The organism is Alphaproteobacteria bacterium, from assembly GCA_019635875.1.
Taxonomy (GTDB): Bacteria; Pseudomonadota; Alphaproteobacteria; order Reyranellales; family Reyranellaceae; genus JAFAZJ01.
In genome coordinates this window covers 1,125,944-1,149,058 of record JAHBYP010000001.1, presented here as the reverse complement: position 1 = coordinate 1,149,058, position 23,115 = coordinate 1,125,944, and the positions used below count along the sequence as shown (strand labels likewise).

The following is a 23,115-nucleotide window of genomic DNA, read 5'->3' as shown; positions in this document are numbered from 1 at the left end:
CCGCCCTTTTCGTCGCGGGAGCCCGCATGGCCGACAGGATCGAAACCGACTCGCTGGGCGACGTGAAGGTCCCGGCCAGGCACTACTGGGGCGCGCAGACGCAGCGCAGCGTCGAGAACTTCCGCATCGGCGGCGAGCGCATGCCGGCGGCCCTGGTCGAGGCGCTGGGCCTGCAGAAGAAGGCCGCGGCCCTGGCCAACATCGCGCTCGGTCTGCTGAAGGAACCGCAGGCCGGCGCGATCCTCAAGGCGGCCGACGAGGTGGTCGACGGCACGCTGGCCGACGAATTCCCGCTGGTGGTCTGGCAGACGGGCTCGGGCACGCAGAGCAACATGAACGCCAACGAGGTGATCGCCGGCCGGGCCAACGAGCTGCTGGCCGGCAAGCGCGGCGGCAAGGCGCCGGTGCATCCCAACGACCACGTCAATCTCGGCCAATCCTCCAACGACTCGTTCCCGACGGCGATGCACATCGCCGCGGCGCTGGGCGTCGAGCGTCGGCTGAAGCCGGCGTTACGCGAACTGCGCGCAGCGCTGGCGACCAAGGCCGCCGCGTTCGCCGCGATCGTGAAGATCGGCCGTACCCATCTGCAGGACGCCACGCCGGTGACCATGGGCCAGGAGTTCGGTGCCTGGGCGCGGCAGGTCGAGCTGTCGCTGGCGCGGCTGGACTCGGCGATGCCGCACGTGCTGGAGCTGGCGCAGGGCGGCACCGCGGTCGGCACAGGCCTCAACGCCCACCCGCTGTTCGCCGAGGCCTTCGCGCGCGAGATCGGCGCGCTGACCGGCCTGCCCTTCAGTACGGCGCCCGACAAGTTCGAGGCGCTGGCCAGCCACGACGCGCTGGTCGAGCTGTCGGGCGCGCTCAACACCATCGCCGTGTCGCTGCACAAGATCGCCAACGACGTGCGCCTGCTGGGCTCGGGTCCCCGCGCCGGCCTGGGCGAGCTGGCGCTGCCCGAGAACGAGCCCGGCTCCTCGATCATGCCGGGCAAGGTCAACCCGACCCAGGCCGAGGCGCTGACCATGGTGGCCGCCCGCGTCATCGGCAACCACGCCACCGTCACCTTCGCCGGCGCCAACGGGCAGCTGCAGCTCAACGTCTACAAGCCGGTGATCGCCGACGCGGTGCTGCAGTCGATCAGGCTGCTGGCCGACGGATCGGAAAGCTTCGCGCGCAATTGCGTCGCCGGCATCGAAGCCAACCGCGAGCGCATCGCCGAGCTGCTGGAGCGCTCGCTGATGCTGGTGACGGCGCTCAACCCGCATATCGGCTATGACAAGGCGGCCAAGATCGCGCGCAAGGCGCATCTCGAGGGCCTGTCGCTGCGCGATGCGGCGCTGGCCTCGGGCTTCGTCACGTCGGAGCAGTTCGACCAATGGGTGAAGCCCGGCGCGATGACGCGGCCCGAGGAGCCCGCGTGATTCCGGCCGACGCTCGCGTGCGCAAGCGCTCGATCGCCATCGGCCGGCATCGCACCAGCGTGTCGCTCGAGGCGGCGTTCTGGGACGAGTTGGCGGCGATCGCGACGCGGCGCGGCCAGTCGCTGGCGGCGCTGGTGGCGGAAATCGATCGCGCGCGCATCGCCGGCCGCGACCTCGCCAGCGCCCCCAACCTCTCGGGCGCGCTGCGCCTGTTCGTCCTCGGCGATCTGCGCGAACGGCTGGACGCCACACGCGCGTGAATTCGTCCTCCCGGGATCGCCAGCGATCCCAAGGACGCAGTTAGCGGCCGAGGCCCTTCAGAAAATCCCGCACCGGCCCGGGAACCCGGCTCGGCCGCTGCTGCGGCGGCGGTGGTTGCTGTTGTTGCGGCGCTGGCTGCTGCGGCTGTTGCTGCTGCGGTGCGCCGGCACCGCTGGCGGCGATCGCGCGATGCGGACGATCGACGCTGCCGGTCTGCCGGACCGTGACGGCCGGCCGGCTCGGATCCTCCTGGACGAAGACATTGATGGTCGTGTCCTGCGTCCAGGCAGGCAGGTTGACATTGGCCATCACCATCGCCCAGGCGCGCTCGCCATCGACACGCGTGTTGTTGGTGCTCAGCACGCCGTCGCGCACGGTGATCTCGCCGTTCATCGGCGCGTTGCGGCCGACGAAGCGATCCATGGCGATGCGTATCGCCAGACCCAGCGCCTCGACCGTGCTGCCGGCGCCGCGCGCAATGCCGCCGACGATCGGACCCGTGATGTCGCGCAGCACGCCGGCCGCACCCCGCGCCGCCGCACCGCCGACCGCCTGGCCCGCGATCCTTTCGGCATCCGTGACGTTGAAGCGCACGGTGCCGTGGATCTTGCCATCGGCATTCAGAGTGCCAACCAGGTCATGCACGCTGGCGAGCGAGGCGTTGAAGGCGACATTGGCGTTCATCGCGCCGCCGATGCGGTTGGAATCGACGATCGCCGGCCCGAAACGGCCGAGATTGACGTTGGCCGCGATCACGCGCGCGTCGAGACGGCCGGGCGCCCGGGCGCCATCGACCTTGCCGGTGAGGTCGAGCGTGCCGCCGTAGAAGCCGCCATTGAGCCGCGCGATGCTCAGCACGCCGCCCTTCAGGGTCGCCTCGAGCTGGGCATTCTCGAGGCGCCAGACGCCCTTCTGCAGGGTGGTGGCGACCAGCTTGAACTGCCCTTCGAGCGCCTTGAGCGGTGACAGGTCGATCGGCGCGCGGGAGTGGCGGCTGCCACCGCCGCCGCCGGCGGCGGCACCCGCGGCCGGGCCGGCGGTGCTGCCGCCGAACAGCTTGTCGATGTCGAGATCGCCGACGCGCAGGTCGGCGGTGACGCGCGGCACCTGGGCGATATCGACACGCACCGAACCCTGCGCCTGGATGCCCTTGAGGGCAAAATTGCCGCGATAGGACACCACCTTGGGATCGCCCTTCAGCGCGCCGGCGGCGCTGATGTCGCCGGTGACGCCGGGTGGCTCCTCGCCGATCGCGGCGAACAGCCGGCCGAGATCGTCGGTGCGCAGCGAGAAGGCGCTGAAGTCGTAGCGCGGCCCGCCGTGCTGCAGCGCCAGCTTGCCGGTCAGCCGCAGCTGGCTGCCCAGCGCGCTCACCTGCAGGTCGCGCATCGAGAGTTCGCTCGCCGTGCCGGCGACGCCGCCCTGCACCGAGACCGCGCCGATCGGCGCCTTGCCCGGCGGCGCCTGCCGGGCCAGCTTCGTCAGGCGCTCGACGTTGACGTTCTGCGCTCCGACATTGAGGTCGAAGACCGGTGTCGTACCAAGATCGGCAACGCTGCCCTTCAGCGCCAGCGAGCCGCCGGCGATCCCCGCTATGCGCGACTCGCCGATCGTCAGGCGGCTGCCGCGCAGCGTGAGATCGACATCGACGCCGTCGAGGCGTTCGCCGCCCCACGTCAGCCGGGCGAACTTCGCCTTCACGCGCGCGTCGATACCGGACAGATCGACGGGCGCCGCCGGCTGTGGCGCCGCGCCCTTGGCTGCAGGCCGTGGGGCATCAGCGCGCTTGGGAAGCCAGGAGTCGAGATCCAGCGCGTCGGCCTGCATGTCCAATGTGAAGGACGGCGTCGCCCTGAGCGCCACCGTCAGGGCGCCCTTCATGCTCGTGCCGTCGAGCCGCGCCGTGACGTCGGTGATCGAGATCGTATCGAGTCCGCTGCCGCTGATATTGCCCTTGAGAGAGAAGGCGCCGAGCTTGCCCTGCGGCGCCGATGCGACATCGACCTTCAGCCACGTCAGCAGCTCGCGCAGCCGCTCGCCCTCGAGGCTGATCGTGCCGCGATGCGCCTTGCCCTGCGCCGTGCTGGTCGCGTCGAGCCTGGCACCACCAGGCAGGATCGCGGCCAACTTGTGCAGCGACAGGCTGCCTTGGGCCATTTCGACGTCGACCACCACGTCCTTGGCGCTGCGGCCGCCGTAGACAAGGTCGGCGGCGCGCAGATCGAGCTTCAGGGCAAGATCGGACGGCGGGCCACCGGGCCTTGCCGTTGGCACGCCGGGAGCCGGAACGGCCGTGGTCGACGCCGGCGCATCGGCCAGCCACTTGTCGAGGTCGAGCTTGGTGAAGACGAGCTTGCCGTCGAGCTTCAGCGGCGAGAGCGTCACCGACAGCGAGCCACTACCGGATTCCTCGCCCAGGCTCAGCTTGAAATCACGGGCGACGACACCGGTGGCCGAGGCCTCGAGCCCACCCTCATAGGCGACCTTGCGCGCCAGTGCCGGCGGCAGGTCGGGCGGCGGCGTGCCTGTTGCGCGCGAAAGTCGGGCGACAAAGCTGGCGAAATCCGGCGCCGAGAGCTTTGCCGAGCCGGTGTAGCGCGGGGTCCCGGCCAGATCGTCGATCGCGCCGACCAGGCGCAGATCGCCGTCATCGACCTTGAGAACCGCCTCGACCGGCTGACGGTTGGCCTGGGGTGTGGCGAGTTTGACTTCGAGCGCCAGCCGCACGCCATTGGCCACCACCGCGCCATTGAGCGTCGCCGGGGCTGGCATGCCCTTGAGCGAAGCGGTGAGCTCGATCTGCTCCAGCCGCACCTCGCGCCTGGCCCGGGCATCGACCAGGCTCACGCTGCCGTTCTCGACGATGATGCGCTCGGCGGTAATGCGATAGCCCTCGCCCGCTGCCTTGGGCGTCGCATCACCGGCCTGTGCGGATTGCCGCGGCGCCGACGGGGTGAAATCGTAGTTGGCGCGGCCGTCGGCGGTAACCTCCAGCGCGATGCGCGGCTCGACCAGCTTCAGCTCGGAGACCTCCAGCCGCCTGGCCAGCAGCGGAAACAGACCGACCGCCATGCGCAGCGACTTGGCCTCGACCATTGAGGCCGCCTTCCCGCCGGGCATGTTCGACAGCCGGATATCTGCGGCCTCCAGCACCGGCGAGGGCAGCAGGCGCAACTTCACCGGCCCGGATATGGCCAAGTCGCGTCCGGTGAGGTCGCGGATCGCGGCGGCAACCCTTGGCTTGTAGCTCTCGGCATCAATGAACAGCGGCGCCGCCAGCGCCACGGCGACGACCAGCACGATGACCGCGCCCAGCCCGATCGCGACCTTCTTCAGCACGGAAGCTCCACGCATCGATTCACTCTTATCAAGCATGAGGAACGGGGCGACAATGCGACATGGCCGATATCGTCAACCTCAGGCGTGCGCGCAAGGACAAGGCGCGCCGCGAGCGTGAGGCAGAAGCCGCCGCCAACCGGGCGGCGCATGGCCGCACCGGCGCCGAGAAGCGAGCAAGCCGGTTGGAGGAAGAGCGCGCCCGGCGCGAGCACGCCGCCCACGCCAGGAACGACGACGAAAAGCCGTGAAGTCAGTCGCGGATTGCGCGCGCGCCGCCGCGCGGTCGCGGAGCGACAGTGGGCAGCGGCGGCCAGTCTGGCGGTCCGTGGCAGTCGTCCGTTGCCCTGAACGGCTTCCATGATCTCAGTTCGCGCCGCTCGTACTTCTCCCAGCGGATATCACGCCCCCACTCCACCTGGAAGTACTGGTCGAAGCCTGGCCGCGAATCGACCTCGCGGTGGGACCGCACGTTGGCCGCCGCCGTGATGCAGTCGCTCGCGAGATCCAGGATCATGTTGATCGACAGGGTGGCGCCGCCGCCGATGGCGACCCACGGCTCGCCGGTGCTGCGCAGCCGGCCGTCGTTCAGCCCCAGCCTGCCGCGGAAGGTCAGTCCCTGCTGGTCGAGTTCGTCGAGCGCGAAGAAGCCGGCGGCGGACGCCATCCCGCCCTTCAGCGCGATCAACGCCTCGAAGCTGCCCTCGCCCTTCAGTCCGCTCAGAACGAAGCCGCCATCGACCAGCGGGCCGCCCAGCTTCATCCGCAGGAAGCCGATCTGGCCGTCCATCGACGGCTGGCCGGGTGGCACGCCCTGCCTGCCGGTCAGGATGTAGCGCAGGTCGAGCGGCGCGATGCAGGTCAGTGCCAGATCGAAATCGACTCGCCATTCCCGACCAGTCCCGGGCCGGATCGCCGCCTTCGCGGTGAAACGATTGCCGCGGGCCTCTTCGGTGCGAAAGGCGGTGCGCAGCTCGCGCCGGTCGTCGGCGGAAATCCGGCACGGCGCGTCGCGCCTGACGCGGGTGAAGTCGAAGACGCCGTGCAGGCGATCGACCAGCACCGCGCCGTCGCGCAACTCGGCGCGCAAGACGTACTCGGCGATCTCGACGCGATCGGCCGGCCCGGCGGCGCCTGCTCCAAAATACCTGACGGGCAGCGACAGAGCCTGGCCGCTGACGTCGATCGCGCCCTGCATTGACGCGCGGCCATTGGCACCCGGCTGTCCGAAGGTGGCGACGAGCGCTTCGTAGATGCCGGCGAAGTGCGCGGCATCGGCCTTGCCCAGGCGCGCCTTCGCCTCGAACCTGCCACCAGGCAGGGTGGAGAACTGCACCTCGCGCAGATCGGCGGGATGCAGGCCGAGACTGTCGGCGCGTATCAGGACCACCTGCGGCTCGCCCCGGACGAACTCGATGTCCAGCGTGCCGCCGGCGATCGAGAACCGGCGGCCGGCGAGCTCGCGCGGCGCCGCCGCGTCGGAGCGTCCATCGAGGATGGCATACAGACGCCAGGCCATCGCCGCATCGAAAGTCGGCAGATCGAGGCGACCATTGACCAGACGCACGCGCCCGGCGGCACGATCGCTCTGCATCGTTCCCGACATCCGCACGGCGCCCTGCTGACCGGCCAGCGTCGCCTCGACGCCGACCAACTGTGCGTCGAAATCGCCGTTCGATGTCCGCGTCAGCATCAGTGTCCCGGCGACATTGGCGGCCTGGCTGAAGCTCAGGAAGCGCACCAGCGGCGCGTTCTCGGACAGCAACTCGGCACCCACGACCCAGTCCACCAGCCGCTGTGGCGCGCGCATGCCGACAGCAAGGCAGCCATCGAGGCTGGTGGCCTGCGCGCCGGGTGGCGCGAAGGCGCGCAGATCGCCGGCGAGCCGCACGCCGCCGGGCATCTCGAGGCGGACGTCCTCGAGCGCCAGGCCGGTGGCGCCGACATGCAGGTCGAGCGACACCCGCTCGAGGATGCCGTCGCCGAACTTCACCCGGGGAAGCTCGACCGAGCCGACCAGCATCACATCCTCCGGCGCCGCGCGCGGCCTGACGCAATGCGTGGGCGGCGGCATCGGCGGCAGGCGGGTCTCGGGTGCCGCGGCGGTGGTGGGGTGCACGTCGAGCCAGCTCAGCAGGCCGGTGCCGTCGACGACCTGCTCGCCGCGCACCGGCTCGACCTTGAGCGAGGCGACGCCACTCTTGGGCGCGCTGAGCCGCGCGCGCAGCGCGAAATGGTCGATGCGCAGCTCGCGCAGGGCGACGATCACCTCGTCGTCCCGCCCGACGTTGTCGCGGCGCGAGCGCGCCGTCGCCGAAAGCTTGAAGCCATGGCTGAAGGCCGACACGTCGAGCGCGCCCTCGTTCGGCGTGCGCAGCCGCGCGGCGACCGTGTCGATGCGCGGCAGGACACCATCGATCTCCATGTCGATCGCCTGCCCGGGGATGCCGCTGCGCCGGCCGGAGCGACGAAACGACAGCCTGCCGATGATCGCCGCCTCCTGACGACCGGCACCGAAGCCCAGGGCACAGAACTCGCTGTCGAGCCGGTGCTCGACGCGGTCGTAATCGACCGTCGCGGCCATCACCACGGGCGCTTCCCAGGCGCCGACGCGCGCGCGGCCGATCTCGAGCTGCAGCGGCGCGCCGCCGACGCAGACGCCCGGTCGGGCCAGCGCCGGCGGGCCGACACGCAGGGTCATGTCGGAGAACGCGGCGCCCGGCAGGGTCGCGCGGTCGATGCGCAGTTCGGCCGGCGAGGTCAGCTCGATGGCGCGGCGCGCCGCGTCGAGACGGTCGGCGACCCCGGTCACCGGCGCCTCCCAGGTGTGCACGCGTTGCACCGAGGCCACGAGTTGACGCAGGCGACCCTCGACCTCGCGCAGGACCGCCGCCAGAAACTCGCCGTCACCGGCCGGCGACGGCGGCGGCGCGGCACCGATGGTGCCGACATCGGCGCGCGGATCGTTCAGCGACAACAGATCGACCGAGCTTACGCGCGCGCGCAGGCCGCTCACCCGCACGGGCGGACGGTCGCCGAGATCGCGCAGCGCGATATCCAGCAGCGCGCCGCCGGTCAGCCGCGGCGCCCCGCGATCGGGCTGCACCGCGCGCGCACGCGGCGTGTCGGACGGCGTATTGGCGCCGAGCGGCGTGACGGCGCGCACCGCGGCGGCCCAAACCTCGCCGGGATCGTCGGCGGCAAACGTCACCTCGGCCTCGAGGCGGCCGGGCCAGCAGCCGGTGACACCATCCGGCCCGCGCAGGTCGCGCATGGTGAAGAGGACGTCGACCTCCGCGCCCATCAGGTTGAACTCGACGCCGCCGGACACGACGTCGCCGTCGCCCGCATCGCGCCGTATGCGCGCCTCGAGCGGTCGCCGCGACCGTCGCTCGACGCCCTTCACGTCGAGCATCCTCTCGCCGGCGGCGAGGTCGACCACCACCCGCTCGAGGTCGATGCCGAAGCCACCGACGGAGACGTGGCCGCCGTTGAGCTCGAGACGCCCCGGCATCCAGCTGCAGAGCGAGGGCGAAACCTGCAGGCTCTCGAAAACCTTGCGCGTCATCTCGATGTCGGCCGACGCGGCGACCGAGCGGCCGGCATTGATCCGGATATCGGGTTGCCGCAACGACAGCGACCAGCCGACATCGAAGCCGACCATCGTCGCGACGAGCGTCGCGCCGTCGATCGCGACGACCGTGCGCACGCCGTGACGATCGACCTCGAGGCGCGCCCGACAGGATGAGCTCGGGACGCGGCAGGATGCGCGCCATGACCGGGCCGGTGAGATCGACGTCGCCGTCGGTGAAGACGCTGATCCAGGCCGCGATCCAGGCGCGCCGCTCGGCATCGTTCGTGACGTGCCACGACACGAGCGGCAACAGCGCCGTCACCGCCGTCAGCAGCAGCAGCGGAAGGCCGATCAGGATCACCAGCAACGATCGGGTCGACCGCATCCGTCCCCCGGACGTCCAACCATTGGGCGCGACGCACCCTCTAGAGACTACGTACCCCCCGCAAGCCGCCGGTCAAGCCGCGGCGCTTCACGATCGCGCCACGCGCCTGGTGGTCGCCCGCTCGAAGGCGATTCGCTCGAAGAAGCGCCGGGTCTCGGCGGTGGCGCCCTCGCCGGCGACGGCACGCACGCCCATGAGATCGAGCTTGCGCCCGGTGCGCGCGTCGACCAGAGCGGGCTCGACGCGATGACCGTTGCTGGCGTCCTCCAGCTCCATCGGCCGGCCATCCTCTGCGGCCGCGCCGAAGCGGTCGCCCCATTCCTTCAGCCCGATGATGATGGGAAAGAGCGCCGCGCCCTTCTCGCTGAGACGGTATTCATAGCGCAGCGGGCGCTGCTGGTAGGCGACGCGGCGGAACACGCCGGCCTCGACCAGGCGCTTGAGCCTGGCCGTCAGCACGTTGCGCGCGATGCCGAGATTGGCCTGGAAATCATCGAAGCGGCGCACGCCATAAAGCGCGTCGCGCACGATCAGGAAGGTCCACGGCTCGCCGACGATGTCGAGCGCCGCGGCGATCGAGCAGTTCATGTGGCCGTAGGACGTCCTGCGCATGGCGCGAGTATAGGGCCGGACGCACGCCACGCAATCGCAGGGAAGGCCGCTTCCGCCGCGCGGAAGTCAGGCCCATTCGGGCGCGTAGAGCTCGACCCGACGCGGCACGCCGCGCAGGCGATGCGGTCCCAGCGGGCGCAGCGGCCGCGGACAGACCTCGTTGAACTCGGCCGAGGCGATGGTCGAGACGCCGAGCGCCTTGGTCATGCTTTCCATGCGCGCGCAACGATTGACCGCCGGGCCGATGACCGTGAAGTCGAGCCGGTCGCGCGTGCCGATATTGCCGAAGGTCACCATGCCGAGATGCAGGCCGACGCCGAAGCGGATCGCCTGGCGCCCGGCCTCGGCGCGGCCGAAATTGATCTCGGCGAACTCGGCATGCGCCTCGCGCGCCGCGTCGTGCGCGCCGGCGGTGATGTCGGGCAGGAACATCGCGTCGATCACCGGGAAGATGCCCATCACGCCGTCGCCGATGAACTTCAGGATCTCGCCGCCGTGCCGCGCCAGCGCATCGCCCACGGTCTCGAAATAGCTGTTGAGGAGCTCCAGCATCTCGCCGGCCGACAGCCGCTCGTTGAGCGCCGTGAAGCCGCGCAGGTCGGAGAACCACAGTACGGCGTTGATCTCCTCGCCGTCGCCCCGACGGATCAGGCCGTCGAGAATGCGCCTTCCGGTCTCGCGGCCGATGTAGGTCTCCAGCAGCGTGGTTGAGATACGGTAGTGCAGGTGACCTTCGAGCACCGGCGCGAGATGATTCGCCAGACGCGTGAACTTCTCGATGTCCGACTCGGCGAAGCCCTCGACTCGGTCGGTCGAGAAAGTCAGCGCCGGCCAGCGGCCATGCGCCACCGCGACCGACAGCGCGTAGTAGTCGCGGCCGCCTTCGGCCGCGACCTCATGCAGCACTGGATGGTTCTGCGGCGTCAGCCGGTCGAGCCGGTAGCGCACCGGGCGGCCGGTCGTCGCCAGCTCGTGGAGCGGGCTGCCGATGAAGGCCGGCGAGGTCTCGATGCCGTGCGGCCGGCCCTGCTCGTAGGCCGGCTGGTCGCGGCGCCACACCGTGCCCATGGCGCGCAGTTGCGGATGGATGGTCTGCAGGCCGATGGTCATGCGCCACAGCGGCGCACCCGCCTCGAGCAGGCGAGCGCCCAGCGCGTCGACCAGCGGCACGACATCGGGCAGCAGCCTGCCCTCGCGCACCAGCCAGTCGAGGACGGGGGCGAGGTCCCAATCGATCGAGCGGCGATCGCCGTCAGCCACCCAGCACCGCCTGGACCTCCTCGCCCGAGGTGCGGTAGCGCACATTGGTCGAGAGGTCGGCGATCTTCTCGATGTTGGCGGCGACGTCGTCGACCGTGGCCTGCGGTCCCAGCCGCACGCCCGGTCCCTCGCGATACTCGATGCGCGAGAAGTAACCGGCGCCGGCGGCCCAGATGTCGCCGGTGTGCTGGCACTGCTCGCTGCACAGATAGGCGACCATGGGCGAGACGAATTCCGGCTTCATCTTCGCCAGCACCTCGGGCGTCATCAGGTCCTCGGTCATGCGCGTGCCGGCGACCGGCGCCAGGGCGTTGACCATGATGTTGTATTTCTGGCCCTCCAGGCGCAGCGCGTTGACGAAGCCGACCAGGGCCAGCTTGGCGCCGGCGTAGTTGGTCTGGCCGAAATTGCCGTAGATGCCGGAGTTCGACGAGGTGACGACGACGCGGCCATAGGCCTTCTCGCGCAGGATCGGCCAGGCCGCGTGGGTGACGTAGGCACTTCCGAGAAAGTGCACCTGCACGACGAAGTCGAAATCCTCCATGGTCATGTTGGGGAACGACTTGTCGCGCAGGATGCCGGCGTTGTTGACGACGATATCGACGGTGCCGAAGGCGTCGACGGCCGTCCGCACGATGTTCCTGGCGCCTTCCTTGTCGGCGACGCTGTCGTAGTTGGGCGCCGCCTGGCCGCCCGCCGCCCTGATCTCGGCCACGACCTTGTCGGCCGCCGCGTGATCGCCGCCGCGCCCGTCGCGCGCGCCGCCCGGATCGTTGACCACCACCTTCGCGCCGCGGCTGGCCAGCAGCAGCGCATGCGCGCGCCCCAGCCCGTTGCCGGCGCCGGTGACGATGGCGACGCGGTTGTCGAAGCGGATGGTCATGGCGGTCCCTCGGTGTTCGTTCTTGGCGGCGGGTATGTAGCACAGGAATCGCCGACGCCGCCCATTCCGTCCCTAGGGTAGTCAGAATCACTTGATATCGCCCGGGTGATTCAGGGGCCCGGCCGCGCCTTACAGCGCACGGCCGCATTTTGAGTTTCCGCCCCTATGATGGTCGAATTCACATGGTCGAGCAGCTCGTCGGTGGCGCGACATCATCCGCCATCGCCAGCACGTTGCCTTCAAAGGAGTCTTGGCTGCTTCTCGATGTTCGCCGCCGCACTCCATAGCTTATGCGCAAGCTTGTGTTTCGCTGCTAATAGCAGCCAATAGAGTCGTTGGTTGTTTGCACCCGTGATCAGCTTCATCTCTGTTGCCGGCCACACGCCCTGCTGCAACACCAAGCTTCGCCAGTACTCGACAACTTGTCGTCGTACCTCTGCTTGCGACTGTCGAAGATTCACCTCTTTTCTCCAGCCCGGAGCAAAGGCATCGAAAGCCGAGGTCTCTGCTGAAATGTTCGCATCCAGATTGCGCTGTAAATCCATGGCGCTCACGTGGATCAGCATGTCGATCCGCTTTAGCTGCGCCAACGCTCGAATGATGGAGAAATCCAGAGTCCCGAGATTAAACGGATCGATGAACGCGAAATGAAGGCCATAAGGATTGAGTAAACGCGCCGCCGTCTGCGCCGCCTCAACAGCCGAACCTCGCAGTTCCTCGACCGGGGCATTCAATCTTCTCAGTCTCTCGACACAAGCGTCTCTTCTGTCTTCATCGAGATCTGCCACCAGCACCTTCGTGAACGGCGCCTTACCTTCCAGACTCATCTTCCACGCAGCCACTGCACTTCCATCAATCCATTTGCCGGTCTCACGCACCCTTCCTCGACCGGGGCCACAAAACAGATCGAGGAACGTCGCACCAGCCTTACCTGCTCCCAAGTACTTGCTCCTTGCTGCTCGGGAAGCGTCCAGATAGCGATTAAGATAGGTGTGTTTCTGCGACGCCCAAGCTCCAACCTCACTTGCGGGAAGCCCATCGTCTCCATCAATCAAGCCACTGCCAGTAGACATGGATCTTACTCGCAATCAGCTGATGATGGGTGGCAGCTACTCAGCAGCCATCGGCATCACCGGTGACAAGCGCCCGCTTCTGGGCAGTTCATTCCACTCCCGCCGGTCGAGTAGGCGCCCGCCGGCCTTTGGAGTCCGTCCTCCCCATTGTTTGAAGAAGAACGGAACCTTGGAAGCTCGGCACTGGTCGCGGATCTCTCTGACCCACTCCCCGAGCATTGGACGAGCTCGAGGTCCGCTCTCGCCGCCGACAATCACCCAATGTATTCCGTCGAGACTAAAGGTACCGACACGGCCGATAAGCGGTTCGACAGAGAGAAAGCGAACGCTCGCGTTGGCTCCCCGAAGATGAGCGACGCGCGATAGCTTCGTGCCGTCCTCAACCGAGACCCCTAACCAGACATGAGGCGGCGCCAAGCGATCCCGATAGCGTTCGTTGACATATCGCCGCAGCAAGGAGCTGCGTTTTGTGAGCACTTGGAACGTGTGCCAATGAGCATGCTCCATAGTGTCAAAGACCCGGTCGAGGAACCCGCGAGGAACCTCCTTGTGAAAAAGGTCGCTCATCGAATTCACGAAGATCATGCGAGGACGTTTCCAAGCCAGTGGCTGGTCTAATCGCTCGGGTCGCAGCGTGAGATCGAAGCCCGTCTCAAACGGATGACCGGCTACATTGCGGAAACGCTCTGAAAAGCGCTCCGCATAACAGTTGTCGCAACCAGAACTGATCTTCGTGCACCCGGTGACGGGATTCCACGTAGCGTCCGTCCACTCGATAGAGGATTGATCGGCCATAGCGCACTCTCGAACGAATAGGGAACATTCTATCCACAGCAATAGGAATTGTGAAGCGCGCGTAAGTTGTAGCTCTGTGGATTGTTTCGACCTAAGTAGTTTCGATACTTCCCAGCACCTCGTCGACCGCCTTCAGCCCTTCCTCGAGCTCAGCCTCGGTGATGGTCAGCGGCGGCGAGATCACGATCTGGTTCGACCGCACGTGGATCTGCACGCCGCGCTCGTTGAACATCGCCTTGATGCGGCCGACCAGCGGATCGGGCGCGTTCCACTGCACCAGCGGCTCGCGCGTGGCGCGGTCCTTCACCAGCTCGAGCGTCGCCAGCAGGCCCAGCCCGCGCACCTCGCCGACCAGGCGGTGCTTGGCCTCCAGCTCCTTCAGCCGGCGCATCAGGTGCACGCCGAGGCGCGCGGCGTTGTCGACGACCTTGTCCTCGATCATCGCCGAGATTGCCGCGACACCCGCGGCGCACGACAGCGGATTGCCGGTTTGCGTCGAGCCGATGGCCACGCTGCGGTCGGAGAATTTCTGCGCGATGGCGTCGCTCATCATCACCGCGCCCAGCGGCAGCACGCCGCCGTTGATGCCCTTGGACACCGTCATCATGTCCGGCACCACGTCGTAGTGCTGCATGGCGAACCATTTGCCGGTGCGGCCGAAGCCGTTGATCACCTCGTCGGCGATCATCAGGATGCCGTACTTGTCGCAAAGCCTGCGCAGGATCGCATAGTACTCCGGCGGCGCCACGATCGGCCCGTTGCCGCCGGTGATCGGCTCGAAGATCATCGCCGCGATCGTGTCGGGCCCCTCGGCGAGGATCTGCTCCTCGATGCTGGTGGCGCAGACCACGCCACAGGACGGGTAGGTCTGCCTGAACGTGCAGCGATAGCAGTACGGATTGGGGAACTTCACCGAGCTGGCGAAGTTGTTGGCGCTGGCGCCGCGGCGCGGGTCGCCCGATACGCCCAGCGTGGTGAGCCCGGTGCCGTGATAGGAGCGGTAGCGCGACATCACCTTGGGCCGGCCGGTGACCATGCGCGCGAAGGTCAGCGCCGCCTCGTTGGCCTCGGTGCCGGAGTTCATGAAGAAGAAAGTGTTGAGGTCGCCAGGTGTCACGCTCGCCAGCAGCCGTGCCAGCTCCTCGCGCGGCTCGTTGCGGTAGAACGGCGAGATGAAGCAGAGCTTCTCGGCCTGCGCCTTGATGGCCTCGACGATGCGCCGGTCCTGGTGTCCGAGATTGACGTTGAACAGCTGCGCCGTGAAGTCGAGCCAGCGCTTGCCGGTATCGTCGTGGAAGTAGACGCCCGCGGCGCGCGTCACCCGGGGCGAGCCGAAGGTGTCCTTGATCGAGGACCAGGCGTTGATGCTGACGCCCTCGGGCTCGTTGCGCAGGGCGGGCGTAATCTGGTTCACGGTACTGGTCCTCGCGGCGGCTGGGATGTCGCCGCACCGTAGGCCGTCAATCGACGGCGGCCAAGGGGCGGCAGACGGATTCCAGCGAGCGCCGCTCCGCCGCCACGCCCCAGCGCCACTGCACCAGCGCCGCGCCCAGCATCAGCGCGGCGCCGGCGATGTAGCCGGCCGCCAGCGACGACCGCGAGCCGGTGTCGATCAGGGCGCCGAAGATCGTCGGGCCGGCGACGCCGCCGACGCCCGTGCCGATGGCGTAGAACACGGCGATCGCCACCGCGCGCAGCTCCAGCGGGAAGGTCTCGGAGACGGTGAGGTAGGCCGAGCTTGCCGCCGCCGAGGCGACGAAGAAGATCCCCGACCAGGCGATCGTCTGCGTCGTGGCGTCGAGCCAGCCGGCCCAGAACAGCCAGGCGCTCAGCGCCAGCAGCGCGCCCGACACGGCATAGGTCAGCGCGATCATGGCGCGCCGCCCCACCGAGTCGAAGAACGGGCCGAGGATCAGCGGCCCCAGCAGGTTGCCCACCGCGAAGGGAATGATGTACAGCGCGACATCGTCGACCGGCACGCCGTAGAACTCGCCCAGCACCAGCGCGTAGGTGAAGAAGATCGCATTGTAGAAGAAGGCCTGCGCCGCCATCAGCACCAGGCCGACGATGGCCCGCCAGCGATGCAGATCGAACAGCACGTGCACGACCTCGCGCACTTGCAGGCGCTCGCGCGCCCGGAGCTTCAGCGTCGGCACCGGCGCAGCATCGAAGCGATGGCCGCGGTCCGCGACGCTCCTCTCGATCCTCTCGACGATCCTGCGCGCCTCCTCGACGCGGCCATGCAGCACCAGCCAGCGCGGGCTCTCGGGAATCCAGTAGCGCATCAGCAGGATGAACAGGCCAAGCACGGAGCCGATCAGGAAGGCGAGCCGCCAGCCGTGGTCCGGCTCGAACAGCGCCGGATCGAGCAACACCGTCGCGCCGCCCGCCCCGAACAGCGCCCCCAGCCAGAAGCAGCCGTTGATCGCCAGGTCGGTGCGCCCGCGCACCCGTGCCGGGATCAGTTCCTGGATGGTCGAGTTGATCGCCGTGTACTCGCCGCCGATGCCGGCGCCGGTGAAGAAGCGGAAGATGGCGAAGCTCCAGAAATCCCAGGAGAACGCCGTCGCCCCCGTGGCCACGATGTAGACCGACAGCGTGATGAAGAAGAGCTTGCGGCGTCCCAGAATGTCGGTGAGCCAGCCGAAGCCCAGGCCACCGAGCACCGCGCCGGCGAGATAGGCGCTGGCCGCCAGCCCGACCTCGGTGTTGCTGAGCTGCAGCGCGGGACTCTGTCTCAGGGCCCCGGCCAGGGTGCCGGCCAGGGTGACTTCCAGCCCGTCCAGTGCCCAGGTCACGCCCAGCGCGATCACGACCAGCGTGTGGAACCGGCTCCACGGCAGCCTGTCGAGCCGGGAGGGAATGTCAGTCTCGATGATCCGGCCGCTGACGCCGGTGACAGCCGAATCCGCCATGTCGGAAACTCCTCCCTGCCTCACAAACGACACAGCGCATCGGGCGGTGCCTTGAACGACCCCCACATTTGTGGGCAATGTCCGGCCATCAGCGCATCGCCGAACCGGAGCTTGTCATGGCCCTCGCCGCCCCCTCGCGACCGCCCCAGGTCGACGCCACCATCGCCGAGCTCAAGGCGCTGGTCGGCGACCGGCTGAGCACGGCGCATGCCGTGCGCGAGCAGCACGGCAAGGATATCAGCTATCACGAGGCGCCGCTGCCCGATGCCGTGGTCTTCGCCGAATCGGCCGAGGAGGTGCAGAAGATCGTGCAGATCTGTGCCCGCCACGGCACGCCGGTGATCGCCTACGGCACCGGCACCTCGCTCGAAGGCCATATCAGCGCGCCCAACGGCGGCATCTCGCTCGACGTCAGCCGCATGAACAAGGTTCTGCAGGTCAACGAGGCCGACCTCGACGTTGTCGTGCAGCCCGGCGTCACGCGCAAGCAGCTCAACGAGTACATCCGCGCCACTGGCCTGTTCTTCCCGATCGATCCCGGCGCCGACGCCTCGATCGGCGGCATGGCCAGCACGCGGGCCTCAGGCACCAACGCGGTGCGCTACGGCACGATGCGCGAGAATGTGCTGGCGATGCAGGTGGTGACCGCCGACGGCCGACTGATGCGGCTCGGCCGGCGCTCACGCAAGTCGAGCGCGGGCTACGACATGGTGAAGCTGTTCGTGGGCTCCGAAGGCACGCTGGGCATCATCACCGAGGTGACGCTGCGCCTGTACGGCATCCCTGAATCGATGGTCGCGGCGACTTGCGCTTTCGACAGCCTCGAGGGCGCGGTCAACACGGTGATCCAGACGATCCAGTCCGGCATCCCGGTGGCGCGCATCGAGCTGATGGACACGGAGACGGTCAGTACCGTGAACAGGTATTCCAAGCTCAGCCTGCCGCACAAGAACCTGCTGCTGCTGGAGTTTCACGGCACCGAGGCCGGCACCAGGGAGCAGGCCGAGATGGTGCAGGCGCTGGCCGCCGACAACGGCGGCGGCGACTTCGCCTGGACCGGCCAGGCCGAGGAGCGCAGCAGGATGTGGCAGGCGCGCCACGATGCCGCCTGGGCCGCCAAGGCCGCCAGGCCGGGCTGGGGCATGTGGGCGACCGACGTGTGCGTGCCCATCTCCAACCTCGCCGAATGCATCCTCGAGACCCAGAAGGACGTCGTGGCCAGCGGCCTCTATGCCCCCATCGTCGGCCACGTCGGCGACGGCAATTTCCATCTCACCATGATGGTGGACCCGAACGATCCGACCTACCTGCCGCGGGCGGAAGGGCTAAACGACCGCATGATCGCGCGGGCGCAGAACCTCGGCGGCACCTGCACCGGCGAGCACGGCGTTGGCATCGGCAAGATCAAGTACCTCTATGCCGAGCACGGCGAGGCGGTGAGCCTGATGCGCGCCGTGAAGAAGGCGCTCGACCCCGACAACATCATGAACCCGGGCAAGATCTTCGGGCCGATGAACTGAGGCCGTTTGCGGACGGGTGGCCTGGCCGCAGGTTGATAAAATCGCGTCCGGCGGCTTGACGCGGTGTTCAGTGTCGAGGACGGTAGGACCGTCCATGGATATCCGCCCCCACATCGTCGTTGTCGAAGACGCCGCCTCGCAGCGGCAGATGCTCGTCGACTACCTGACACGCCAGAATCTCAGGGTCAGCGGCGCCGAGAATGGCGGCATGCTGCGCCGGATCGCCGATCGCGAGATGCCGGCGGTGGTGCTGCTCGATGTCGGCCTGCCCGACGAGGACGGCTTCTCGCTGGCGCGCTACCTGCGCGAAAAGAGCGGCCGTGTGTGGATCATCATGGTCACGGCCGCGGGCGATCCGGTCGACCGCGTCGTCGGGCTCGAAACCGGCGCCGACGACTACGTCGCCAAGCCCTACGATCCGCGCGAGCTGCTGGCGCGGGTCAAGGCCGGGCTGCGGCGCGCAACCGGCGCCGGCGCGGTGACGCCCAAGGCGGCCGGCCGCGTACGCATGGGCCGGCGCATCCTCGATCTCGACAAGCGCCTGCTGGTCGATCCCGACGGCGGCGAGGAGACGCTGAGCGCCAGCGAGTTCGATCTGCTCAAGGTCTTCGCCGAGAATCCCAACCGGCCGCTGACCCGCGAGTGGCTGCTGGAGGTCACCAGCCACCGCGACATGGACGCCTTCGAGCGCTCGATCGACCTGCGCATCAAGCGTCTGCGGCGCAAGGTCGAGCAGGACGCCGCACATCCCGAGGCGATCCGCACCGTGCGCGGCGCCGGCTACATGTTCGTGCCGCCGACCGACTGAAGCGCCGACGCCAGGCGGCGCAGCTCGGTGGCGAGATGGCCGCGCGCGTCCTGGCAGCGCTGGCGGTCCGCGGCCTTGCCGGCCTCCTCGAGCGCCAGGGCCGCCGCGCCGGCGCGCTGCGCGCCGATCTGCAGCGCCGAGCCCTTCAGCCGATGCGCCGCGCGCGCCACGCGCGCGAGGTCGCCGGCGCGCATCGCCGCGTCGATTTCGCCCTCCGACTCCTCCAGCTCGCCGGAGAAGGTGTCGAAGAGCTCGCGCTCGAAGGCCGCGTCGCCGCCCGACCAGCGCCCCAGCACCGACCGGTCGAGTACTTCGTCGCCGCCACCCGGTCCGTCGGACGCGACATGGGCCCGCGAGCCCGCCTGCTCCACCGCCGGCAGCCAGCGCTCGATCACCGCGCGCAGCCGCTCCGTCTCGACCGGCTTGGCGAGGTAGCCGTCCATGCCGGCGGCGCGACAGCGCTCGTCCTCGCCCTTCATGGCGTTGGCCGTGCTGGCGACGATCGGCGTGCGTGGCAGGGCGCGGCGCACCTCCTCGCTGCGGATCCGGGCGGTCATCTCGAAGCCGTCCATCTCGGGCATGTGCACGTCGGCGAGGACCAGCGCGTAGTCGCCAGCCCGCCAGCGCTCCAGACCTTCGCGGCCGTTCACCGCCGTGTCGGCGGCGACCCCCAGCGAGGCGAGCTGGCGCAGCGCCACCTTCAGGTTGACCGGGTGATCGTCGACGACCAGCACACGCGCGCTCGATGGCAGCGCGCTCGGGATCGGCACGTCGATCGCACCGGAAACCGACTGCGCCTGCAGCTCGACCAGCGGCGAATCGGCCGGCGCGGCGCGCAGGACCAGCGTCACCGTGAAGGTGGAGCCGGCGCCGGGCACGCTTTCGGCCCGCACGTCGCCGTCCATGAGCTGCGACAGGCGGCGCACGATGGACAGGCCCAGCCCGGTGCCGCCATAGCGCCGCGTCGTGCCGGAGTCGGCCTGGGCGAAAGGCTTGAACAGGCCGGCGAGCTGCGTCTCGTCCATGCCGATGCCGGTGTCACTGACCGAGATCTCGACCTCGGTGCGGCCCTCGCCCAGCGGCCGGGTCAGCGCGCGCACGATGACCGCGCCGCGCTCGGTGAACTTCACCGCGTTGCCGATCAGGTTGGCGACGATCTGGCGCACGCGCGTCGGGTCGCCGATCAGCGCATCGGCCGAGCCGGGCGACATGGCGACGCTCAGGCTGACGCGCTTGGCGGCGGCGGCGGCACGGAAATTGTCGGCGGCGCGCTCGACCACGCTCGACAGCGAGAAGGCGGCCGCCTCCAGATCGGTGCGACCGGCCTCGATCTTGGAGAAGTCGAGCAGGTCGTCGAGCAGGCGCAGCACGGAGCCGGCGCTGTCGCGCATGGTATGGACGAGATCGCGCTGGTCGTCGTTCAGCTTCTCGCGGCCGAGCACCTCGATCATGCCGAGCACGCCGTTCATCGGCGTGCGGATCTCGTGGCTCATGGTGGCGAGGAACGTCGATTTCGCCTGGTTGGCCGCGTCGGACTCGACGCGCGCCGTCTCCGCGGCCTCCAGCGCCCGCTCCAGTTCCCGCTGGCGTCGGCGCTGCTCGGTCACATCGGTCACCAGCAGGGTAGTGCGTCCCTCGATCGAGCGCGCCAGCGCCCGCGCCCACTGGCCCTTGCCGAAGCGGAAAAGGATCGGATCGCCGGTCCGAAGGCTGAGCAGCGTGCTGGCGATCCACTCGGCCTTCTGGTTCGCCGGAACGGCGCCGGCGTCGGCGGCGATGACCACGGCCATCGACAGCGAAAGGCCGGACTTGAAGAGCGCCGGGTTGCTGCCCATGAAACGCTCGTACGCCTCGTTGCACAATTCCAGCCGGTCGTCGGCGTCGAAGAACGCGATGCCGTCGGCCATCGAACCCATCGCCGCCACCAGCTTGCGCCGCGCTTCGGTGGCGGAATCGAGCGCCTGTTCGAGGTCGCGCTGGCGCTGGCGCTGCTCGGTCACGTCGGTCGCCAGCAAGGTCCAGCGACCGTCGCCGGTACGTCGCATTTCCATGCGGGTCCAGCGATTGTCTCCGAACGGGATGAGGACCGACTCTCCCGCGCGGTAGCGGCGCAAAGCGTCGACGATCGCCTTCTGCCTGACTTCCGCCGGCAGCCTGAGCGCGCCCTGGCGAATCGCGCCCTCCAGCGTGATCCCCGGGGAGCACATGAGAGGGTCGTCATTCACGAAGCGCTTGAAGGCCTCGTTGCACAGCTCCAGCCGCTCGTCGGCGTCGAGGAAGGCGATACCGCCGGCCATGGTTTCCATCGCCGCAATCAGCTTGGTGCGCGATTCCGTGGCCGATGCCAGCGCCTGCTCCAGCTCGCGCTGGCGCTGGCGCTGCTCCGTCACGTCGGTCGCCAGCAGGGTCCAGCGGCCATCGCCGGTCGGTCGCATCAGCAGCCGGGCCCACCTGTCGTCGCCGAACGGCACGAGCACGGGCTCGCCGGCGCGGTAGCGACGCAGGGCTTCACGGGTCCATTCCTCCCGATTCTCCGGCGGCAGCTTCTTCTCCGCGCCCCGCCGGGTGCCGAGCTCGAGCGAAGCGCCGGGCACACACATCATGGGGTCGTCGTCCATGAACCGCTTGAAGGCCTCGTTGCACAGTTCCAGCCGCTCGTCGGCATCGAGGAAGGCGATGCCGCCGGCACTGGACTCCATGGCCGCGATCAGCTTGGCGCCGGCCTCCCTGGCGGTGGTCTCGCTGTTCTTGAGGTCGGTAACGTCGCGATGCACGACCACGCGCCGGCCATCGGTCAGGATGACGACGGACACTTCCAGCCATCGATCCCGCCGACGCAACGGGTACCAGCCGTTGGTCCCGTTCTCGAGAAGCTCTTCGCGCAGGGCGATCGCCGCCTCGCGCTCCTCCTGATCGAGCGGCCCGAACACGCCGGCCTCGATCTGGCGCTCCACCAGCTCGCGAAGCGCGCCGCCGATCAGCCGCTCGGCGGGAATGTCGCCCAGGGTCCGGCGCGCGACATCGTTGATGAACAGCAGCCGCTTGTCCGGGCCATAGAGGATGACCGCGTCGCTCAGCGCGTTGAGCGCGGTCTGCAGCGTCTCGCGCGCCTCGGTGGCGGCGGTTTCGCTGTTCTTCAGATCGGTGACGTCGCGATGCACGATCAGCCGGTGGCCGTCAGGCAGCACCGTGGTCGACAGCTCGAGCCAGCGATCGCGCCGCCGTACCTGCTGCCAGCCATTGGTTCCGCGGTTGAACTGCTCCATACGATCGGCGATCGCAGCGTCACGCGTCGCTGCGCCGAGCGGTCCGAAATCGCCACGGTCGGCCTGGGCCTCGATGATCTCGCGGAAGGTCCGGCCGATCAGGGGCGCCGCGCGGTCGATGGCGTGGATCTGGTAGGCGGCGTCGTTGAGCAGCAGCAGCCGGCCGTCGGGCGCGTAGAGGAAGACCGCTTCGCTGAGCGCGTTGAGTGCGGTCCGCAGGGTCGCGCGCGCCTCCTCGCCCTCGCCGCGCGCCGCCTCGAGTCGGCCGAGCAGCCGCTCGTGCGAGAGCGTCACGGCGATCATCTCGCGCGCGAAGCGCTGCTGGCCGCGCGCGACCAGCAGGAGACCGAGACCGAAAGGCGGCAGGCAGGCGGCGCCCAGGACGACCGACAGCATGTCGCCGGCGGCGATCAGCGCGACGCTCATCGGCGTCAGCAGGGCGAAGACGTAGCCGGCATAGCTGCGCATCGAGTAGGCCCGCGTGGGCGAGCCCAGCGTCATGATGATCAGCAGCAGGCACAGCGAGAAGCGCACCGGCGGATCGGCCGACACGGCCACCAGCGCGGCGCCGGCGCCGACGACGAGGCCGTTCCACAGCGTCAACGCCAGGTGCAGGTTCTGCCATTGGCGAAGCGGACGGCGATCGGCGTTCGCGCCGTAGTCGCGCTCGAGACGGGGATAGCCGAAACGCCCCGCGACGTGGAGGGCTGCAAGCGCGACAAACACCCACCATGGGCTGCGGCCAGCGTCGAGGACCGCGTAGATCGGCCAGATCAGGAGCAGCAAGCTGCGCACGCCCATGCTCCGGCGCAGCAGGCGCGACGTCAGCTCGCGTTCGACGGCGCGGTCGGCCGGATCGATGGGTCGCTCGGCGGCGTCCGGGGACTCGTTCATCGCGCCATCATGCCGTTCCCGCGCGTCTCACGCATGTCGCGGGATGCCGCCAATTGTGTCGTGTGTGTCTTCGCGGGCGCCTGACGACATCGGGGAGACATCGACGTTG

15 protein-coding genes are annotated in these 23,115 nt (G+C 68.9%); 5 read left to right on the top strand and 10 right to left on the bottom strand.

What is annotated here, in order from left to right; all coding sequences use genetic code 11:
* The first annotated feature begins 26 nt into the window (after positions 1-26).
* Together fumC and KF889_05715 are read left to right on the top strand one after the other, a co-directional pair.
* Complete coding sequence (gene fumC, locus KF889_05720) at positions 27-1,424, top strand: class II fumarate hydratase (protein MBX3498924.1); 1,398 nt, start codon at positions 27-29, stop codon at positions 1,422-1,424.
* Positions 1,379-1,684: a ribbon-helix-helix domain-containing protein gene (locus KF889_05715; GenBank protein MBX3498923.1), complete on the top strand. Its 306-nt coding sequence runs from the start codon at positions 1,379-1,381 to the stop codon at positions 1,682-1,684. Before fumC ends, KF889_05715 begins: the two co-directional genes overlap by 46 nt.
* A gap of 40 nt (positions 1,685-1,724) precedes the next feature.
* Here KF889_05715 and KF889_05710 read toward each other — a convergent pair whose 3' ends face one another.
* Positions 1,725-5,039 (bottom strand): AsmA family protein, encoded by a 3,315-nt coding sequence (locus KF889_05710; GenBank protein MBX3498922.1) that lies wholly within the window; start codon positions 5,037-5,039, stop codon positions 1,725-1,727.
* A 44-nt stretch (positions 5,040-5,083) separates the two neighbouring features.
* Between KF889_05710 and KF889_05705 the strand changes: the two genes are divergently transcribed.
* A complete protein-coding gene (locus KF889_05705; GenBank protein ID MBX3498921.1) occupies positions 5,084-5,272 on the top strand; it encodes a DUF4169 family protein in 189 nt (62 codons plus the stop codon).
* A 2-nt stretch (positions 5,273-5,274) separates the two neighbouring features.
* On the opposite strand, the gene KF889_05700 is transcribed toward KF889_05705, so the two are convergent.
* The 8 genes from KF889_05700 to KF889_05665 all read right to left on the bottom strand — a co-directional run bounded on the left by KF889_05700 (position 5,275) and on the right by KF889_05665 (position 16,518).
* Positions 5,275-8,730, bottom strand: coding sequence for a hypothetical protein (locus KF889_05700; protein ID MBX3498920.1), 3,456 nt, complete (start codon positions 8,728-8,730; stop codon positions 5,275-5,277).
* A 337-nt stretch (positions 8,731-9,067) separates the two neighbouring features.
* The gene (locus KF889_05695; protein MBX3498919.1) at positions 9,068-9,592 is read right to left on the bottom strand and encodes a helix-turn-helix transcriptional regulator; all 525 of its coding nucleotides are present in this window, start codon (positions 9,590-9,592) and stop codon (positions 9,068-9,070) included.
* Between the two features lie 66 nt (positions 9,593-9,658).
* The gene (locus KF889_05690) at positions 9,659-10,852 is read right to left on the bottom strand and encodes an adenylate/guanylate cyclase domain-containing protein (GenBank protein MBX3498918.1); all 1,194 of its coding nucleotides are present in this window, start codon (positions 10,850-10,852) and stop codon (positions 9,659-9,661) included.
* The gene (locus tag KF889_05685) at positions 10,845-11,735 is read right to left on the bottom strand and encodes an SDR family oxidoreductase (protein ID MBX3498917.1); all 891 of its coding nucleotides are present in this window, start codon (positions 11,733-11,735) and stop codon (positions 10,845-10,847) included. The genes KF889_05690 and KF889_05685 overlap by 8 nt, the downstream gene beginning before the upstream one ends.
* 239 nt (positions 11,736-11,974) lie before the next feature.
* Positions 11,975-12,808 carry a three-Cys-motif partner protein TcmP gene (locus KF889_05680; protein ID MBX3498916.1) on the bottom strand — a complete coding sequence of 278 codons (834 nt, stop codon included), beginning with the start codon at positions 12,806-12,808 and terminating at the stop codon, positions 11,975-11,977.
* Between the two features lie 36 nt (positions 12,809-12,844).
* On the bottom strand, positions 12,845-13,603 hold the full coding sequence (locus KF889_05675) for a phage Gp37/Gp68 family protein (GenBank protein ID MBX3498915.1): 759 nt from the start codon (positions 13,601-13,603) through the stop codon (positions 12,845-12,847).
* Positions 13,604-13,694: 91 nt separating this feature from the next.
* Positions 13,695-15,017, bottom strand: coding sequence for an aminotransferase class III-fold pyridoxal phosphate-dependent enzyme (locus tag KF889_05670; protein ID MBX3498914.1), 1,323 nt, complete (start codon positions 15,015-15,017; stop codon positions 13,695-13,697).
* Between the two features lie 46 nt (positions 15,018-15,063).
* Entirely contained in the window at positions 15,064-16,518 is a 1,455-nt protein-coding gene (locus KF889_05665; protein MBX3498913.1) for an MFS transporter, read from the bottom strand.
* 116 nt (positions 16,519-16,634) lie between these two features.
* On the opposite strand from KF889_05665, the gene KF889_05660 reads away from it, so the two are divergent.
* Together KF889_05660 and KF889_05655 are read left to right on the top strand one after the other, a co-directional pair.
* Positions 16,635-18,038 carry an FAD-binding protein gene (locus KF889_05660; protein ID MBX3498912.1) on the top strand — a complete coding sequence of 468 codons (1,404 nt, stop codon included), beginning with the start codon at positions 16,635-16,637 and terminating at the stop codon, positions 18,036-18,038.
* Between the two features lie 94 nt (positions 18,039-18,132).
* Positions 18,133-18,846 carry a response regulator gene (locus KF889_05655; protein ID MBX3498911.1) on the top strand — a complete coding sequence of 238 codons (714 nt, stop codon included), beginning with the start codon at positions 18,133-18,135 and terminating at the stop codon, positions 18,844-18,846.
* Here KF889_05655 and KF889_05650 read toward each other — a convergent pair.
* Positions 18,819-23,006 (bottom strand): PAS-domain containing protein, encoded by a 4,188-nt coding sequence (locus KF889_05650; protein MBX3498910.1) that lies wholly within the window; start codon positions 23,004-23,006, stop codon positions 18,819-18,821. The two genes, KF889_05655 and KF889_05650, sit on opposite strands and share 28 nt — an antisense overlap.
* Between the last annotated feature and the right edge of the window lie 109 nt (positions 23,007-23,115).